14 protein-coding genes are annotated in these 18,202 nt (G+C 69.9%); 6 read left to right on the top strand and 8 right to left on the bottom strand.

Going from position 1 to position 18,202, the window contains the following annotated elements; all coding sequences use genetic code 11:
• Window positions 1-46 precede the first annotated feature (46 nt).
• On the bottom strand, window positions 47-1,069 hold the full coding sequence (hrcA, locus tag IE157_RS06510; RefSeq protein ID WP_193519478.1) for a heat-inducible transcriptional repressor HrcA: 1,023 nt from the start codon (window positions 1,067-1,069) through the stop codon (window positions 47-49).
• A gap of 163 nt (window positions 1,070-1,232) precedes the next feature.
• Between hrcA and IE157_RS06505 the strand changes: the two genes are divergently transcribed.
• Together IE157_RS06505 and IE157_RS06500 are read left to right on the top strand one after the other, a co-directional pair.
• Window positions 1,233-2,111, top strand: a complete 879-nt coding sequence (locus IE157_RS06505; RefSeq protein ID WP_064845856.1) for a DUF3097 domain-containing protein — start codon at window positions 1,233-1,235, stop codon at window positions 2,109-2,111.
• A 213-nt stretch (window positions 2,112-2,324) separates the two neighbouring features.
• Complete coding sequence (locus tag IE157_RS06500; RefSeq protein ID WP_318281359.1) at window positions 2,325-2,756, top strand: DUF4870 domain-containing protein; 432 nt, start codon at window positions 2,325-2,327, stop codon at window positions 2,754-2,756.
• A gap of 5 nt (window positions 2,757-2,761) precedes the next feature.
• On the opposite strand, the gene hemW is transcribed toward IE157_RS06500, so the two are convergent.
• Window positions 2,762-4,006 (bottom strand): radical SAM family heme chaperone HemW, encoded by a 1,245-nt coding sequence (gene hemW, locus IE157_RS06495; protein ID WP_193519477.1) that lies wholly within the window; start codon window positions 4,004-4,006, stop codon window positions 2,762-2,764.
• Window positions 4,006-5,862 (bottom strand): translation elongation factor 4, encoded by a 1,857-nt coding sequence (lepA, locus tag IE157_RS06490; RefSeq protein WP_064845859.1) that lies wholly within the window; start codon window positions 5,860-5,862, stop codon window positions 4,006-4,008. Before lepA ends, hemW begins: the two co-directional genes overlap by 1 nt.
• 81 nt (window positions 5,863-5,943) lie before the next feature.
• Here lepA and IE157_RS06485 point away from each other — a divergent pair, with 81 nt between their 5' ends.
• Together IE157_RS06485 and rpsT are read left to right on the top strand one after the other, a co-directional pair.
• Window positions 5,944-6,528, top strand: coding sequence for a type II toxin-antitoxin system PemK/MazF family toxin (locus tag IE157_RS06485; RefSeq protein ID WP_064845860.1), 585 nt, complete (start codon window positions 5,944-5,946; stop codon window positions 6,526-6,528).
• Window positions 6,529-6,693: 165 nt separating this feature from the next.
• Window positions 6,694-6,954, top strand: a complete 261-nt coding sequence (gene rpsT, locus IE157_RS06480) for a 30S ribosomal protein S20 (RefSeq protein ID WP_035961892.1) — start codon at window positions 6,694-6,696, stop codon at window positions 6,952-6,954.
• Window positions 6,955-7,072: 118 nt separating this feature from the next.
• Here the strand turns inward: rpsT and holA are convergent, their stop codons facing one another.
• From holA to leuS, 5 genes are all read right to left on the bottom strand, one after another.
• Window positions 7,073-8,074 carry a DNA polymerase III subunit delta gene (holA, locus tag IE157_RS06475; protein ID WP_064845861.1) on the bottom strand — a complete coding sequence of 334 codons (1,002 nt, stop codon included), beginning with the start codon at window positions 8,072-8,074 and terminating at the stop codon, window positions 7,073-7,075.
• A 163-nt stretch (window positions 8,075-8,237) separates the two neighbouring features.
• Window positions 8,238-10,613 carry a ComEC/Rec2 family competence protein gene (locus IE157_RS06470; RefSeq protein ID WP_193519476.1) on the bottom strand — a complete coding sequence of 792 codons (2,376 nt, stop codon included), beginning with the start codon at window positions 10,611-10,613 and terminating at the stop codon, window positions 8,238-8,240.
• A 338-nt stretch (window positions 10,614-10,951) separates the two neighbouring features.
• On the bottom strand, window positions 10,952-11,911 hold the full coding sequence (locus IE157_RS06465) for a ComEA family DNA-binding protein (protein WP_318281358.1): 960 nt from the start codon (window positions 11,909-11,911) through the stop codon (window positions 10,952-10,954).
• Between the two features lie 356 nt (window positions 11,912-12,267).
• Window positions 12,268-13,251, bottom strand: coding sequence for a DegV family protein (locus IE157_RS06460; protein ID WP_318281357.1), 984 nt, complete (start codon window positions 13,249-13,251; stop codon window positions 12,268-12,270).
• A gap of 83 nt (window positions 13,252-13,334) precedes the next feature.
• The gene (gene leuS, locus IE157_RS06455) at window positions 13,335-15,845 is read right to left on the bottom strand and encodes a leucine--tRNA ligase (RefSeq protein ID WP_193519473.1); all 2,511 of its coding nucleotides are present in this window, start codon (window positions 15,843-15,845) and stop codon (window positions 13,335-13,337) included.
• 178 nt (window positions 15,846-16,023) lie between these two features.
• Between leuS and IE157_RS06450 the strand changes: the two genes are divergently transcribed.
• Window positions 16,024-17,079, top strand: coding sequence for an alpha/beta fold hydrolase (locus IE157_RS06450; protein ID WP_098053468.1), 1,056 nt, complete (start codon window positions 16,024-16,026; stop codon window positions 17,077-17,079).
• Window positions 17,076-18,179 (top strand): glycosyltransferase family 4 protein, encoded by a 1,104-nt coding sequence (locus IE157_RS06445; RefSeq protein WP_098053469.1) that lies wholly within the window; start codon window positions 17,076-17,078, stop codon window positions 18,177-18,179. Before IE157_RS06450 ends, IE157_RS06445 begins: the two co-directional genes overlap by 4 nt.
• Window positions 18,180-18,202: the final 23 nt, after the last annotated feature.

Raw genomic sequence — 18,202 nt, 5'->3', positions numbered from 1 at the left:
CGTTTCTTCTTTCGTCGGTTCTACGGTCGAGCGGGGCGGGCAGCGCTCACGTGCGCTCAGCCCCCAGGTTCTTGGACAGGTAGCGGGCCACCGCGCGCACGGAGGCCATGGTCGTGGGGTAGTCCATGCGTGTGGGCCCCACGACTCCCACCTTGGACGCGGCGTGCGGACCGTAACCCGTGGCCACCACGGACGCCTCCGCCAGGGGGTCGTCGCTGTGGTCGGAGCCGATGCGCACCGCGACCCCGCGTTCGTCCTGCTGCATCTCGGACAACAATCGCAGCATGGCCACTTGTTCCTCAAGCGCCTCGAGCACCGGGGAGATGCTCTGCGGGAAGTCCCCGCTGAAGCGCGCGAGGTTCGCGGTCCCGGCCATCACCAAGCGGTGTTCGTCCGACACCGCTGCGAGCACCGCGAGCGCCCCGGTCACCGCGGTCCCGGCGTCGCGCAGTTCCTCGGGCAGGACCGGGGGCAGGGTCACGGCGGCGTCGGAGACGTCTTCCACGGGCGTGCCGAGCAGGCGTGCGAGCACGTGGGCGCGCAGCTCCAGCAGCTGGGCCTCGGTCAGGGTGACGGGCAGTTCCACGGTGCGTTGGGCCACGCGTCCGGTGGTGGGGATCAGGATCACGAGCACGCGGGCGTCCCCCACGTCCACGAGTTCCACGTGGCGCACGGTGATCCCGGTGCGCACGGGATACTGGATCACGGCCACCTGGTGGGTGAGCTGGGCGAGCAGGCGCACGGTGCGCTCCATGATGTCGTCCAGGTCCTGGGCGCCGTCCATGAACACCTGGATCGCGCGGCGCTGGGCGGAGGTGAGGGGCTCCAGGGCTGCGATCTGATTGACGAACTCGCGATAACCTCGGTCCGTGGGGATCCGACCCGAGCTCGTGTGCGGTGCCACGATCAGCCCGTCCTCCTCGAGGGCGGCCATGTCGTTGCGCACCGTGGCGGAGGAGACGGGTAAACGGTGGCGTTCCACGAGCGCCTTGGACCCCACGGGTTCACGCGAATGGACGTAGTCCTCCACGATGGCGCGCAGGATCTGCGCTCGGCGCGGATGCTCCATGTGTCTCACCTCCCGTTGCTGGCAATTCTGGCACTCAAGAGTTCACAGTGCTAATCCTGGCAGTCAAGGGCCCGTGGGTCAGGGGCCGATTTTGATACGCTCGCGGCTGATTCGCCTGCCCGGCGGCGCGCTCGCGCCGCGGCACGACGTGGAGGAGTCGCCCGTGAACGCATCCGGCTGGTCCTGGGGTCCCCAGGACCTAGGCAGTCCCGACGTCGCCCGCACCGGTCCCGTCTCCCGGGACGTCCCCGTGGCCCGGGACATGGTGCTCGAGGACGTGGAGACCGGGTGGGTGGGGGCCGTCGTGGGCGTGGAGACCATCGGCGGGATGCGCGTGGTGGGTCTGGAGGACCGGCACGGGCGCGTGAAGTCCTTCCCCCTGGGCCCGGGCTTCCTCCTGGACGGCGAACCCGTGCGGCTGGGCCCGCCCGAGACCCGCAGTGCCCCGGCCAAGCCCCGGATCACGCGTTCGGGGTCGGTCGAGGTCGAGAACTTGCGCGCGTCCGTGGCCAAGGAGTCGCGTGTGTGGGTCGAGGGGTACCACGACGCCGAGCTCGTGGCCAAGGTGTGGGGCCACGACCTCGCGGTCGAGGGCACCGTGGTGGAACCCCTGCACGGGATCGACGACCTCCCCTCAGCCATCGCCGAGTTCCACCCCGGCCCGCAGCGCCGGCTCGGGATCCTCGTGGACCACCTGGTCGCGGGCTCCAAGGAGTCCAGGATCGCCCAGGAGGCGCTCGCGGTCCCGGGTGCCCGGGACAATGTGCTCATCCTCGGACACCCCTACGTGGACATCTGGCAGGCCGTGAAGCCCAGCGCCCTGGGGATCCGGGAGTGGCCCGTGATCCCGCGCGGGGTGGATTGGAAGACCGGGATGGCACGCGCGCTGGGCCTACCGCACCGCACACCCCAGGACGTGGGGCGGGCGTGGCAGGCGATCCTTGCACGAGTGAACACGTACGCAGACCTCGAACCGGCCCTGCTGGGCCGCGTGGAGGAGCTCATCGACTTCCTCACCGCCCCGGACGCCGCCGATTCCTGACCCGGGCTGCGCCTGACCTGCGGTGACCCACGACGTCGACGGCGCTCACAGCCGGTGGTCTACGGCTTCGGTGACCCGCGTTAGCGGTAACCCTCAGCGTCGGTGACGCCTGGTGTCGTCGTCCGGCGCGAGCCACGCGGGAACGACCGTAGGATGGGAGCACCGGCGTCCACCGACCCGGATGGCTACCGCCCGTGAAAGGCACACCCGCTCGTGACTGACGCTGCTCCCTCCCCCTCCACTCGCTCCGCCGAGACTCCGTTCGAGTCCGTGGCCCCCGTGGCGCAACCCCTGGACGTGTCCCAGGACCGGCAGTGGGCCACCCTCGCCCACCTGGGTGGCGTGGTGGGCGTACTGCCCAGCTACATGATCCACCGGGTGTTCAAGGACCGCGGTCCCTTCACCGCTCAGGAATCCCGGGAAGCCGCCAACTACACCATGCTGCCCACCCTGGTGATCCTCGCGGGCATCGTGCTCTCACTCATCCCGGTCATCGGATGGCTCTTCTCGGTCATCGCCGCCGTGACCTGGCTGTTCCTGGCCATCACCTCCGTGCGCGCGGGCGTGACGGTCAACCGCGGCGAACCGCACCAGTACCGGTTCAACACCCACCTCTACGACAAGTTCGCGGCCCGCAACTCCTGACACGGTCACCAGTCGAGCAAGCGGCGCGTCACGGCGTCGGCCATCAGACGCCCCGCGTCCGTGAGGACCGCGGACCCGCGGAGGGCGGCGGCGCCGTCCAGCCAGCCGTCGGCGATCAATCCGGCGACCGCGTGCCGCCCCTCCGGGCGCAGCCCCTCGAGCGGGATTCCCTCACGGATCCTGATCCCGAGCATCACGTGTTCCACGTACTGCGTCTCGCCATCCAAGGTCTCGCGGCCCACGGCCGGTGAGTCACCCCGGCGCACGGCGGCCGTGTAGGGCAACGGGTGCTTGAGATTCCACCAGCGCACGCCGTCACTGTGTGAGTGCGCCCCCGGGCCGATCCCCCACCAGTCCTGATTGCGCCAGTACGCGAGGTTGTGCACGCTGCGGTTCTGCACCGCGCTGCGCCCGTGGGCCGCGCGGGACCAGTTGGACACCTCGTACCACTCGAACCCGGCCTCGCGCAGCAGCGCGTCCGCGAGCGTGTACTTCTCCGCCTGGTCGTCCGGATCCACGTCCGGCACCTCACCGCGGCGGATCTGGGCGGCCAGCTTGGTGCCGTCCTCGATGATCAGGGAGTACGCGGAGACGTGGTCGGGGTCCATGGCCAGCGCGGCCTCCAACGAGGTGCGCCAGTCGGCCACGCTCTCCCCCGGTGTACCGTAGATCAGGTCCACGCTCGCGCCCAGTCCGCGGTCCTTGGCCCAGCCGACGGCGCGCGGGACGTTCGCCGGCGTGTGCGTGCGTTCCAGCACGCGCAGCACGTGGGGCACCGCGGACTGCATCCCGAAGGACACCCGGGTAACCCCGGCCGCGGCGAGCACGTCGAACGTCTCCTCGCTCACCGAGTCGGGGTTGGCCTCCACGGTGACCTCGGCGTCCGGGGCCAGCCCGAAGCTCTCCCTGGCCTGCTCGAGCATGTGCGCGAGCTCCCGGGCGGGCAGAAGGGTGGGCGTACCCCCGCCGAAGAACACGCTGTGCAGCGCGCGCGGCGGTGCCCCGGCGGCGTCGAGCACGGACCGGGCGAAGCGGACCTCCGCGGCGGCGTCGGCGTGGTAGTCGCGCTGGGAGACGCCGTCCCCGAGCTGGTCCATGGTGTAGGTGTTGAAGTCGCAGTACCCGCAGCGCACCGCGCAGAACGGGACGTGGACGTACAGGCTCAGGGTGCGATCGGTGGCACGGGCGACCGACGCCGCGGGGAGCGCGCCGTCCCGGGGTGCGGGATTACCCTCCGGTTGGGCGGGCATTACTTCTTCTTGTCCTTCCCGGTGTCCTCGTCCGAGGACAGCGCGGCCACGAAGGCCTCCTGGGGGACCTCCACGCGGCCCACCATCTTCATGCGCTTCTTGCCCTCCTTCTGTTTCTCGAGCAGCTTGCGCTTACGGGAGATGTCACCGCCGTAGCACTTGGAGAGCACGTCCTTACGGATCGCGCGGATGTTCTCGCGCGCGATGATCCGGGAACCGATCGCGGCCTGGATGGGGACCTCGTACTGCTGGCGCGGGATGAGCTTCTGCAGCTTGCCCGTCATGAGCACGCCGTACGAGTACGCCTTGTCCTTGTGGGTGATCGCGCTGAACGCGTCCACCTGCTCGCCCTGCAGGAGGATGTCCACCTTCACGAGATCCGCGGCCTGCTCGCCGTCCGCCTTCCAGTCCAGGGACGCGTAGCCCCGGGTCTTGGACTTGAGCTGGTCGAAGAAGTCGAAGACGATCTCCGCGAGCGGCAACCGGTAGCGCAGCTCCACGCGGTCCTCGGAGAGGTAGTCCATCCCCTTCATCTCACCGCGCTTGGACTGGCACAGTTCCATGACCGCGCCGATGAACTCGGACGGCACCAGGATGGTGGCCGAGACCATGGGTTCGCGGATCTCCAGGATCCGTCCCTCCGGGAACTCGGACGGGTTAGTAACCTGCTCCTCCGAGTTGTCCTCGAGCGTCACGTTGTAGGACACGGACGGCGCGGTGGAGATCAGGTCCAGGTTGAATTCGCGTTCGAGTCGGTCGCGGGTGATCTCCAGGTGCAGCAGCCCCAGGAAACCGCAACGGAAGCCGAAGCCCAACGCGGCGGAAGTCTCGGGTTCGTACACCAGGGCGGCATCGTTGAGCTGGAGCTTCTCGAGGGCGTCCCGCAGCACGGGGTAGTCCGAACCCTCCACGGGGAACAGTCCCGAGAACACCATGGGCTTGGGGTCCTCGTACCCACCCAGGGACTGCTGCGCGGGCTTGGTCTGGCTCGTGACCGTGTCACCCACGCGGGACTGGCGGACGTCCTTCACGCCCGTGATCAGATAGCCCACCTCCCCCACGCTCAGCCCCTGCGAGGGCACCGGCTCCGGGGAGATCACACCGAGTTCGAGCAGCTCATGGGTGGCCCCGGTGGACATCATCTGGATCCGCTCTCGCGGGGACAGCGTCCCGTCCACCACGCGCACATAGGTCACCACGCCGCGGTAGGTGTCGTACACCGAGTCGAAGATCATGGCACGCGACGGCGCGTCCTTGACCCCCTGGGGCGCCGGGACCTGGCGCACGATCGTGTCCAGCAGCTCCTCGACGCCCTCACCGGTCTTGCCCGAGACCTTGAGCACGTCCTCGGGTTCCACGCCGATCAGATTGGCGAGTTCAGTAGCGTACTTCTCCGGCTGCGCGGCCGGCAGGTCGATCTTGTTGAGCACCGGGATGATCGTGAGGTCGTTCTCGATCGCGAGGTACAGGTTGGCCAGCGTCTGCGCCTCGATCCCCTGGGCGGCGTCCACGAGCAGGATCGTGGCCTCGCACGCGGCCAGGGACCGGGAGACCTCGTACGTGAAGTCCACGTGCCCGGGCGTGTCGATCATGTTCAGCGCGTAGTCCGTGCCGTCCACGTTCCACGGCATCCGCACCGCCTGGGACTTGATGGTGATCCCGCGTTCGCGTTCGATGTCCATGCGGTCCAGGTACTGGGCCTTCATCTGCCGGGGCGTCACCACGCCCGTGGCCTGCAGCATCCGGTCCGCGAGGGTGGACTTGCCGTGGTCGATGTGGGCGATGATGCAGAAGTTCCTGATCACCGAGGGGTCGGTCGAGGCGGGAACCGGTGGATTGACGGCCAACGGTGACACGGGCGGTCCTTTCGATCGGATGACTCCCCAGTTTCCCACGTTCCGCGGCAACGGACGAACCGCTGCCCCTACGATGAGCACATGGCTGACTTCATGCGCCTCGCGCGCCAGGGCCTGCGGGCCTACCGGATGTACCAGCGGGTCTCGCGGACCCTGCGCGGGCGGCGGGACGCCGGCCGCGCGCCGTTGCCCCGGGACGCCTCCGGGCACGCGCGCCGCGATCGGGCCGCCGCGCCGGGGACGACGACGTCGCCCGCCGGCACCTCCCGGCTCTACCCCGGTGACTGGACGGGGCCGGTGACCCCGCACTACGACCCCCACCCGGATGGTCGCCCCGATCCGGGCGAGGTCGTGTGGACCTGGGTACCCTACGAGGAGGACCACTCACGCGGCAAGGACCGTCCCGTGCTGATCGTGGACCGCGCCGGGGAGTACGTGCTGTGCGTGATGCTCACCTCCAAGGACCACGACACCGCGGCCCACGACGATCCCGACTTCGTGGACGTGGGAACCGGCGACTGGGACCGCTCGGGTCGCCCGTCCGAGGCCCGGATCGACCGGATCATCCCCGTGCGCCCCGAGGACGTGCGCCGGGAGGGCGCGGTGCTCGCCCGCTCACGCTTCGACGCGGTGGCCGCGGAGCTCGCCGCCCGCGCCCGCCACTGACCGGCGCCGCGGCCGGTGATCTGCTAAAGTGGATCGCTGTGTGTCCGCGCTGGTCGTCGGGCACAGCGGATGGTTGCCACCGAGCATCCCCACTCTCACAACTCAGTCGATGATCATCCGTGAGCCCTCACTGACCTACTTCCGCAAACGTTCTAGGAGTTTTACGTGGCCAACATCAAGTCGCAGAAGAAGCGCATCCTCACCAACGAGAAGGCTCGCCTGCGCAACAACTCTTACAAGTCCGAGCTCAAGACCCTGATCCGCAAGGTGGACGCCGCGGTCGAGTCCGGCAACAAGGAAGCTGCGACCGAGACGCTGCGCAACGCGTCCCGCAAGCTCGATAAGGCCGTGTCCAAGGGTGTGCTGCACAAGAACACCGCGGCCAACAAGAAGTCCGGTCTGGCCAAGAAGGTCGCCAAGATCTGAATCGACTGACCCCGTCCGCACAGGACGCCTGCGGGCCCGGCACCGTTTCTCGGTGCCGGGCCCGCAGTCTTTCCCCGGGTCTTCCGGGATCGCACTGGTGGCCCTCAGAGATGGCCCCTCAGTGGTGGCCGGACGTCGCGATCACGGTGATCGCCCGCTCCACCGCGAAGTACGGGGACCGGGACGCACCCTTGACCTGGGCGTCGGCCTCGGCCACGGCCTGCAGGGCGGCGGCCACGTCCCCGGCGGTGAACCGGCGGGCCTCGTTCTGCGCGCGCTCCACTTGCCACGGTGCCGCGCCCACGTCCCGCGCAAGTGCTCCCGCTCCCCCGCGGGATCCTGCGGTCAGCGCGATCAACCGCATCTTGGAGCCCAGCGCGGCGACCATGGGGACCGGGTCCACTCCCACGTCCACGGCTTGCCGCCACAGCTTCAGGGCCTGATCCGCGTTACCGGCCACCGCGGCGTCCGCGACGCGGAACGCGGTGACCTCCACGCGCCCGCCGTAGTACTTCTCCACGAGGTCGTGATCCACCGTGAGCGGGCCGTCCGCAATCAACTGCGCGCACGCGGCGGCGAGCTCCGCGGTGCTCGTGCCCACGGCCGCGGCGAGGGCGCGGGCGGCGTCCGGCTCGATGCGTTTGCCGTGCGCGCGGAACTCGGCTAGGACGAAGGCCGTCTTGTCGCGGTCCGATTTGGGCGGCGTGCAATCGAGGACGAGCGCCGACTCCTTGAGAGCGTCCAGTAGTTTCTTGCCGCGGTTACCCCCGGAGTGCTCCCACAGCACGGTCACGTCCGGGTCCGGGTTGGCCACGTACGACAGGCCGTCCGCGAGGAGGTTCTCGTGCATGCTCGCGAGGTCGTGGACGCACACGAGTTTGGGATCGTCGAACAGGGAGGGGCTCGTGACCACGGCCAAGCTCCCGGTCTCGTAGTCGGCGGCGGAGACGTCCGTGACCTCGCACGACCCGCGCTGCTCCCGGGTCTGGTCCCGCAGGGAGTCCTTGATGCGCTGCAGGATGTACTCGTCGGAGCCGGAGGCCAGCACGAGCGGCTGCGGGGTGACGTCCCGCCACGAGGTCTGCGGCGGCGCGGCGGCCTTGCGACGGGCTGGGGGCATCGGAACTCCTCAGGTGCGCGCGGCATGGGAGGGCGCCGCTGTGGTCCTCATGCTAGCGCCGGGTGGGGACATGCCGTGGCCCGGTGTGGACGGGTGAGGCATTGGAACAAGAAACGTGAGCCACACGCGACGAACCCGGTGCACCCAGTGGCTTGACGCGCGGTCACCGTGTCGAGACCACGAGCTGATTCCCTTCCTTGCGGATCCACAACGAACCGCTGAGGTCCGTGCGCGCCACCGCCGCCCCGGTCTCCTGCAGGGCCGCCACGGTTGCGGGGTGGGGATGGCCGTAGCTGTTGCCCTCCCCCACCGAGATCACCGCCAGGGCGGGATCTGAGTCCCTGATGATGTCGGTCCCACCGTTGCGCGCGCCGTGGTGGGAGACCTTCAACACATCTGCGTGTGGGGCGGCTGCTGTTGGCAGGAGCCTGGTGGCCGCTCGGTACCCATCGGCTTCGAGGTCCCCCGCGGTCAACCAGGTGGTGGTCCCCTGGTCAGCGGTGCGGGTGATGAGCAGGACGAGGGACGCATTGTTCTCGTCCTCCGAACTCACCCGGCTGTGCACGGGAGCGCGCGGGGTTCCGCCCGTTGCAGTAGGAGTGACCCGCGGGGCGAGTACCTCGACCGTGAGCGGTCCGGCGGTTAGTCGTGCCCCGGGCGCAGGCTGCTCGGCCTTCTCCGCGAGCGGTGCCAGTTCGCGTGGTAGCTCCGTCCCGGCCGTGGAGTACCACACCCGCTCCACATCCACCGCATCGGAGAGCCCCTCCAGGCCGGCCACGTGGTCGTCGTGGTTGTGCGTGGCGATCACCGCGTCCAGGTGCGTGATGCCCGCCTGGTCGAGACAGCGACGCAGAGCCCTGGGGTCGGGCCCGCCATCCACGAGCACCGCGCTGTGCTCCCCGGTGCGGTGCAGCACGGCATCTCCCTGCCCGACGTCGCACACCACGGACTCCCACGCGGGCGCCGGTCGGAACCACCTCACCGCACCCAGGACGACCAACACGACCACCGCGAGGGACGCGATCATCGCGAGCGCGCGACGTCGTACCCGTAGCCTGCGCGCGCGAACGCGCCATACGGCATCGGGCTCGGGCGGCGGGGCCGATGAGGCGTCGACCGTGCCCGCGATGGGTGGTGCCTGACGCAGGCGGTGGTCCACCCCGTGCAGGATGCCGAGGAACAGCAGTGTGACCGCGGTGAGGATGACAATCCCCGGGACACCGCCCGGCCAGGGCAGCTGCGCGCCGGGCAGGGCGGCGAAACCGTCCGCGAGCCACGCAATGACCCGCGCGGGAACCGAGGCGGCGCCCACGGGCAGGGAGGCGGCGCGCTCCCAGCCGGCGAGCGCCGCGGCGTCGTGGGCGCCGGGGAGCAGCCAGCTCAGAGCGGGTGAGGCCAGGTGCCCCGCGAGCAGGACGCATACTGCAAGAAGACCGGCGACGGTGACCACGGGAACGAGAGGGGCGGCGGCCATGTTGGCGGGCAGCGAGTACAGGGGCAGAGCGGGGTTGAGCACGAGCAGGGCGGGCCCGCACCACAGTTGGGCGACGAGGGGCACGGCTATGCACGCGGCGAGCGCTGTGGGGATCCGGGAGGCGAGGACGCGGGTCACGGGGCGGGCGCTCACGACGATGCCGGCGGTCGCGAGGACGGAGAGGATGAAGCCGAAATCGATGGCGAGGGGCGGTTGCACGAGCACCAGGCCGGTGACGGCGGCGCACAAGGCATTGAGGCTGACGCCGGCGCGGCCGCTGAGCATGGCGGCCCCGCCGAGTGCACCCATGACGCCGGCGCGCAGGACGGAGGGATCGGGGCCCACGAGCAGCACGAACCCGGCGAGCGCGGCGAGCCCGATACCCACGCACAGTCGCCGCCCCGCGCCCAGGGTCAGGGCGGCGTACCCGGTCAGGGTCATCACCACGGTGCAATTGGACCCTGAGACGGCCGTGAGGTGGGTCAGTCCGGTGTCCTTCATGCTCTGCGCCAGCGCCTCGGGCAGCTGGGAGGTGTCTCCCACGGTCATGCCGGGGACCAACCCGGCGCTCACTGCACCGAACCGTCCGGACACCCGGGTCAGGTTCGCGCGCACGGTGTCCAGCAGTCCGTGCCGGGCTCCCCGGCAGCCGTGATCGCATCCGGTGGGTGGGGAGGTGGCCCGGGCAGTGAGCCGCGCCGGGTTCGCGGTGCGCGTCACGTTCACCACAGCGTTGACGGTGTCCCCGTCGCGCAGGCCGTCCCACCTGGGGTGGGCGGCGAACACCGTGAGTTCGGCGGTTGCGGCCTTCCCGTCCGCGGCGTGGACGGCCAGGGGTACGACGACGCCGCGCGATGCCTCCTGCTCCTCTGGCGCCGGTGAGCCCGTGTATTCGCGGGGCGTCCCGGTGACCGTGGCGTTGACGCGGACCACGGAACCGGGAGGATGCTCGGTCAGGAAGTCGCGGGACGGTGCGATGGCGGCGAGCGCCGTCGTGATGGCCGCGGCGGCACTCAGCGCCACGACCCCCGCCAGAACAGCCAGGCTGGGCGGGAGGGACCTCATCCGGGCGCGGGACTCACTGGATGATGGCCGCGGGCATCCATGGGAGGAGGAACCCCCGTGCGCGTCCGATGCATGCGTCCAGGATCGCGCGCGGCTCGGCTGCCCGGCCGGCGGACAGCTGCGTTGTGCCGAGGCGGGCGTCTTCCCTCGTGGCCCGCGGTTCGCCCGCTGGATGCGAGACCGGTCGAGAAGAGCGGGTGCGCACCACGCGAGGCCGAAGACCACCACGCAGCCGAGAGCCCCCACGGCCCCCACGGTCCACTCGGCAAGTAGTGTCAGCGATCCGCACACCCACGCGGTGATGGCAACCGGGACCAGGCGCAGGTCCCATCGCACGCTCACACCGTGACCAGTGGTAGCAGTGCCTCCAGCATGGCGGGACCCACCCCGCTGACGTCGTCGAGCTGTTCCGCGGAGGTGAACGGGCCGTGCTGGGTGCGGAACTCCACGATCCGCTGTGCGAGGACCGGTCCCACGCGAGGTAGGGTCTCGAGCTCCGCTTGCGAGGCCGTGTTGAGGTTGACCGGGGCGCCGCCGGGCAGGGCGGCCGCACCACCCGCCTTAGCCGCAGCGCCTGATCCGGACGATGAACCTCCCGTGGCCGCGCCACCCTCGGAAGCACTACCGCTCACTCCAGTCTTAATGCTGGCGCTGTTCGCTGCTCCTTCGGCCGGGGCACCGGTCCCGGTGCCATTCACGGAACCGCCCTGCGCGGCAGCCTCGGCCACCCGATCGACGTTCTCCGCATTGGGAATCGTGATCTGGGCGCCGTCACTCACGGGCTGCGCCAGGTTGATCCGGTCCTTCACCGCACCCTTCGTGAATCCACCGGCTGCCGCCACCGCATCCATGACGCGCGCACCCGGGGACAGCGTCACCACGGATGGGTCCTTGACCTCCCCGATCACGTGGACCGTGAGCACCCCGGCTTCTTCGGCGGAGGCGGTACCGCCGCCCGCTGAACCGGCTCCGGCTCCCCCGACGAGCCCTGAGGACGCCGCGGATCCGGACACCCCGTGAGGTGCTGTGTCGTCCCGGCCGGTGACTTCAGTGCCCTCACGGGCGGCGTCAGCGCGGTCGGAACCCTCATCTGCCCCCGCGCCATCCGTACCGGCGACGGCGCCCTGCGATTTCACGGAAGTGGACGTGACGACGTCGTCCCCCTGTCCATCGGGGAGCAGCTTCCAGCCCCCGATCCCGAGGGCCACCAACAGCACGGCGCACAGTGCTACCAGCGCGGGGCGAGCAATGTGCCGACGGACCACGACGTCCTCGCGATGCCGGGAGTGCTCGGACACCGGGTCTGCACTGAGCGATGGACCGGTGGCACCATCGGCGGCGTCGTCGGCCGGTTCAGCACCACCGTCCGGAGCGAGATCGGCGCCCTCTTCATCATGGCCAGCAGCACGGCGACCCGTCGCACCACGGCCAGCCACATCACCATTCCGATCGGGTCCTGGCTCCGCCCATGGCAGCCCCGCACCCGACTGCCGGTCTTCCCGCAAGAGCGCCGTCAACCGCTCCGTGGCCTCACTGTCCCGGAACCGGCGCCGTCCCCTGAAATCGATTCCGCTCATGCGCCCACCCCACCGCACGGGCGACAGGGCTCGTGGGTGCGCGACGCCACCGGTGGATTACTCGGCCGACACGCGGATCAGGGGTGCGGTTGTGCAGCCCGCCCGCCGTGCCACACGGGCCGGGACGTGGGGCCCTCGATCACCGCGGCCTTCGTCCCGAGCCCCACGTGCGCGCTGAGCACCGGGGGCAGGTCACTGATCACGAGCTCCGCGTCCGGGCGGTAGCGATCCATGAGCACCTCACCGATCTCGCGCGCCCCGTGCGGGTCCGCGACGTGGTGGATACACAACACCGGCCGGTCGGTCTCTGCGTGGGCCAGAGCCTCCCCCGCCAGCAGCATGAACCGCGCCTTAGCCCGCGACAAGGACACCGGCCGTTCCACGGTCACGATCTTGCCTTCGGCCATGCTCAGCAGTGGTTTGAGCTGGAACATGGAACCGACCATCGCCGTGGTCGGATTCACCCGTCCACCCCGGCGTATGGTTTCCAGCGAGCGCACCTGAATCAGTACCTGTGCCTGGGCGGCGGTCTCACAGGCGGCCGCAGCGACGTCGTCGATCCCCGCGCCCGACGCCACTGCCCGTAGTGCCGCGCGCACCCCCAGACCCTGCCCCAGACCGGCGCTCGCGGTGTCGACGATCCGCACGGGGATCCCGATGTCCTGGCGAGCAATCCGGGCGGCGCCCACCGTCCCGGACAGCTCCCCCGACAGGTGCACCGAGACGATGGCGTCGTACCCCTCCTCCTCGAACCGCCGGTACGCGGCACGCAGCTGCCCCGGGGCCGGCCGGGACGTGGTCACGGGTGTGCCCTCCGCGAGCGCAACGACGAGCGAGGACAGGGTGTCGGATTCACAGGCCGTGTAGAGCTGACCGGAGATCAGCACGGGCATGTCCACGAGCGCGAAGCCCGGTGCGTCCTCGAACGCGCGCAGCCAGGAGTCCGGCAGGGCGGCGGCGCTGTCGGTGACGACGGCGACGCGGGGCGGCGCGGCGTCGTCGTCCCCCGAGGACGCGGAAGCGGACGCAGACGGGGACGCTGACGGCGCGCCGACAGACATAGAGGCCGCATCTCCGCACGGGCGGAGCCCGCCCTCCCGCTCGGTGGAACGGGGGGACGGGCTCCGGGGCTCGCGGGGGAACATCAGACCACGATGTTCACGAGCTTGGGGGCGCGCACGATGACCTTGCGCACCGTGGCCTCGGACAGCAGGCGCTGGACGGCCTCCGATCCCATGGCCGCGGCCTCGAGGTCCTCGTCGGTGATGTCCGCGGGGACCTGCAACCGGTCACGGACCTTGCCCTTGATCTGCACGATCGCGGTGACGGTGTCCTCCACGAGCAGCGCGGGGTCCACGGTGGGCCACGGGGCGCGCACCACGGAGTCCTCGTGCCCGAGCAGGTGCCACATGTCCTCGGAGGTGTACGGCGCCACGAGGCTCAGCAGGATCGACACGGCCTCGGTGGCCTCGCGCACGGCGGGATCGGCCGGACCGCAGCCCGCGTCGATGGCCTTGCGCACGGTGTTCACGAGCTCCATGGTCCGGGCGATCACCACGTTGAACTTGTGCGCCTCGAGCAGCTGCTCGGCGTCCGCGACCGTCTTGTGGGTCGCACGGCGCAACGCCTGGTCCCCGGTGGTCACGTCCGCGTCCCGGGCGGCCGTGCTGTCCTTCGCGAGGCGCCACGCGCGGGCCAGGAACTTCTGGGCGCCCTGCGGGGACACGTCCGCCCAGTCCACGTCGTCCTCGGGCGGTGACGCGAAGACCATGATCAGGCGCACGGCGTCCACGCCGAACTCGTCCAGCTGCTCGCCCAGGTCCACGCCGTTGCCCAAGGACTTGGACATGGCCTTGCCCCCGTTGAGGACCTGACCCTGGTTCAGCAGCGCCTTGAACGGCTCGGTGAAGCCCACCAGCCCGAAGTCGTAGAGCGCCTTGGTGAAGAACCGCGAGTACAGCAGGTGCAGGATCGCGTGCTCCACACCGCCCACGTACTGGTCCACGGGTAGCCACCGGTCCACCTCGGCGCGGTCGAACGGCGCAGCGTCGTCGTGCGAGGACGCGTAGCGCAGGTAGTACCACGAGGAGTCCACGAACGTGTCCATGGTGTCGGTGTCGCGCGTGGCCTGCCCGCCGCACGCGGGGCACGCCACGGTGACCCAGTCCGACGCCGCTGCGAGCGGGCTCCTGCCCTTGGGCGCGAGTTGCTCACCGCGCAGGTCCTCGGGCAGCCGCACGGGCAGCTGGTCCTCGGGCACGGGCACTTCACCGCACGAGGGGCAGTGCACGATGGGAATGGGTGCACCCCAGAACCGCTGCCGGGACAGCAACCAGTCCCGCAGTCGGAAGTTCACGTGATGCTCGCCGGTCCCGGCCTCAGTGACGATCTCGATGGCCTTGGCCACCGCCTCCGCCTTGGACAGCCCGTTCAGCGGTCCGGAGTTGATCAGGGTGCCGTCACCGGTGGTGGCGACCCCCGTGCTCGCGGGGTCCTCCTCGCCGGTGTCCAGGACCGCGCGCACGGGCAGGTCGAAGGCCCGGGCGAAGTCCAGGTCCCGCTGGTCGTGGGCGGGCACCGCCATGATCACGCCGGTGCCGTAATCAGCCAGGACGTAGTCCGAGGCCCACACCGGCAGCTTCTCGCCCGTGAGGGGGTTGACCGCGTAGCGGCCCAGGAACACACCGGTCTTCTCCCGGTCGGAGGCCTGACGCTCGATGTCCGACAGTGCCTTGACGTCCTCCCGGTACGCGGCGAGCGCGTCGGCGTGTTCGGGGGCCACGATCTCCTGGGCGATCGCGGCGTCCGCGGCGACCACGCAGAACGTGGCGCCGTGGAGGGTGTCCGGGCGGGTCGTGAACACGGTGACGGTACGCCCGGAGGTGTCCTCGGGGTCCGCGCCCTCGGCGGGGGCGCCCTCGATCACGAACTTCACGTGCGCGCCCTCGGAACGCCCGATCCAGTTGCGCTGCATGGCCAGCACGCGCTCGGGCCAGTGGCCCTCCAGCTCACCCATGTCGTCCAGCAAGCGCTGGGCGTAGTCGGTGATCTTGAAATACCACTGGTTCAGGGACTTCTTGGTCACAGGGGTGTGGCAGCGCTCGCACGCACCGTTGACCACTTGCTCGTTGGCGAGCACCGTCTGGTCCTTGGGGCACCAGTTGACCGGGGAGTCCTTCCGGTACGCCAACCCGTGCTTGTAGAACTGCAGGAACAGCCACTGCGTCCAGCGGTAGTACTCGGGGTCGGACGTGTGGATCTCCCGGTCCCAGTCCACGCTGATCGCGTAGCGCTTGAACGAGGCGCGCTGGGTGTCGATGTTGCGGTAGGTCCACTCCGCGGGATGGGCGTCACGCTTGATGGCGGCGTTCTCCGCCGGCAGGCCGAAGGAGTCCCAGCCGATCGGGTGCATCACATCGTACCCGCGGTGCAGCCAGTAGCGGGAGACGACGTCCCCCATGGCGAACGCCTCCGCGTGGCCCATATGCAGGTCCCCCGAGGGATAGGGGAACATGTCCAGGACGTAACGCCGCGGAGCGGAACCGTCGTCCCGGGGCGCGAAGACCCGGTTGTCCTCCCAGTAGCCGGACCAGGTGGCCTCAATGCGCTGGACGTCGTAGTCCGTGCCCGCATCCGGGGTGCTGTGCTCGCTCACGTGCCTCGCCTTCAAAGTTCACGGGGATGGGCCGGGAATGCTCGCTCGCCCCGGTACCGGCGCGGTGACAGCCTGGTCCCCCGTTCTCGTGTGGGGATTTCTCCCAGTTTAGACCAGCCCGCCACCGCGCCTCTCCCGGCTAGCATGGATGCGCCGACGCCGCACGACTGGAGGACCCGTGGAGAACACCTACGCCGAACGCCGCAGCGTGCAATTGGACGGGTACCGCGTGCGCTACTGGTTCTACGACGCGGACAAGAAGCACAAACCGTTGCTCGTGATGCTCCACGGGTTCCGCGGGGACCACCACGGTCTGCAGCTGATCGCGACCGCCCTACGCGAGAAATACCACGTGGTGCTACCGGACCTGCCCGGTTTCGGACGCTCGGAACCCTTCCCTGACCGAGAACACTCGGTGCCCAGCTACGTGGAGTTCGTGCGCGAGTTCCTCGAGGCACTGACCGATAACGCCGTCCATCCGGGCTGCGAGACGGGCATCGTGCTCGCGGGGCACTCCTTCGGGTCCACCCTGGCCGCGCACTTCGCCGTGGAGTACCCCGCCATGGTGGAACGGTTGATCCTGCTCAACCCCATCTCAGAACCCGCCCTGGCCGGACAGCAGAAGCGGCTGACCAAGCTCACGGAGCTCTACTACTCCGCGGGCGCGTCCCTCCCCCGGCGGCTGGGCACCAAATTACTGACCTCAAACGCCGTCGTGAAACTCATGACGGACGTGATGGTCAAGTCCGAGGACCCGGGGATCCGCAACTACGCGCTGCGCCAGCACCAGGCCTACTTCAACACCTTCGCCAACCGGGACGTGCTCACCGAGGCCTATCAGGCGTCGATCTCCCACACCGTCGCGGAGGTCGCGATGAACCTGACCATGCCCACCCTGCTCATCGTGGGCGACCAGGACGAATTGGGCTCCGTGCACTCGCAGCGCACCATGGCCTCGTGGATCCGCAGCCACAGCCTCAAGATCATCCCCGGGGTGGGTCACCTGATCCACTACGAGACCCCGCAGCTCGCGGCGGAATACATCGAAGACTTCCTGGCGTCCCCCGCGCCGGAACCCCTCGAGGGCTACGACCAGTTACCCCACGCGGACACGACCGCCTCCACCCCGGACCAACTCACCGGGATGATCCCCGCGGTGGACCCCGGCTCCGGTGAGCACCAGCTCACCAAAGAGGCCACCGCGCGCGGACTCTACGGGACCCACGAACGGTGAAGCTGCTCTTCGACGCCCGCTACATCCGCACCGATCACCACGATGGGATCAGCCGCTACAGCGCCGAACTGCTCGCCGCCACGGCTCGGGCGGTTGCCTCCGATCCGCGCGTCCGCCTCGCCGCACTGATCAGCGATCCCGCCCAGGCTGCCCTGATCTCCGAGGGTCTGCCCACGCTGCTGGGCCCGTCCGTTACGTCCCCGGCCGAGGTGCTCACGGGCGCCCTGCTGAGCCGGTACGCACCCGACGTCGTGTTCTCCCCCATGCAGACCATGGGCTCGCTGGGGCGCCGCCACAAGCTGATCCTCACGCTGCACGACCTGATCTACTACGAGCACCCGCAGCCCCCGGGCGATCTTTCCTTGCCGGTGCAGTGGGGCTGGCGCGCGTACCACAAGGCCTGGTGGCCCCAGCGGCTCACGCTCAACCGCGCCGACGCCGTGGCCACGGTCTCCGAGACCTCCCGGCAGCAGATCCTTGCGCACCGCCTCACGAAACGGGACGTGCGCGTGATTGCCAACGCGGCGCCGTCAGCGGGGGTCCCCGAGGACGAGGCGCTCGCGCGGCTTTCACGCCGCGGCACGGACCTGGTGTACATGGGCTCGTTCCTGCCGTACAAGAACGTGGAGACCCTGCTGCGGGCGATGGCCCACCTCCCGGGGCGCACCCTGCACCTGCTCTCGCGCATCTCCCCCGCGCGCCGCGCCGAGCTTCAGGCCCAGGTGCCGGCCGGGGCCCGCGTGGTCTTCCACGGCGGAGTGGGCGAGGAGCAGTACCGCGAGCTGCTGTCCTCGTGCGCCGCGCTGATCACGGCCTCCCGCGCGGAGGGCTACGGCCTGCCGCTCGTGGAGGCCTTCGCCGAGGGTGCGCCTGTCGTCTGCTCCGACCTGCCGATCTTCCGCGAGGTCGCCGGCGATGCCGCCGGCTACGCTCCCGCGGACGACGACGCCGCGTTCGCCGCCCGGGTGCGCGAACTCACGAACCCCACCGTGGCCCACGAACGCGTGCTCGCGGGGTTGGAGCGGATCTGCGAGCACACCTGGGAGGACTCCGCGCGGGACCTGCTGGACCTGGCGTGGGAGCTGCACCAGCGCGGTTGAACCGCTGTGCACAGCTCCCCCGT

The organism is Kocuria marina, from assembly GCA_014652975.1.
In the GTDB taxonomy this organism is placed as follows: domain Bacteria; phylum Actinomycetota; class Actinomycetes; order Actinomycetales; family Micrococcaceae; genus Kocuria; species Kocuria marina.
Note: the sequence above shows the minus strand (reverse complement) of the source record. Positions and strands in the feature narration are given on the sequence as shown.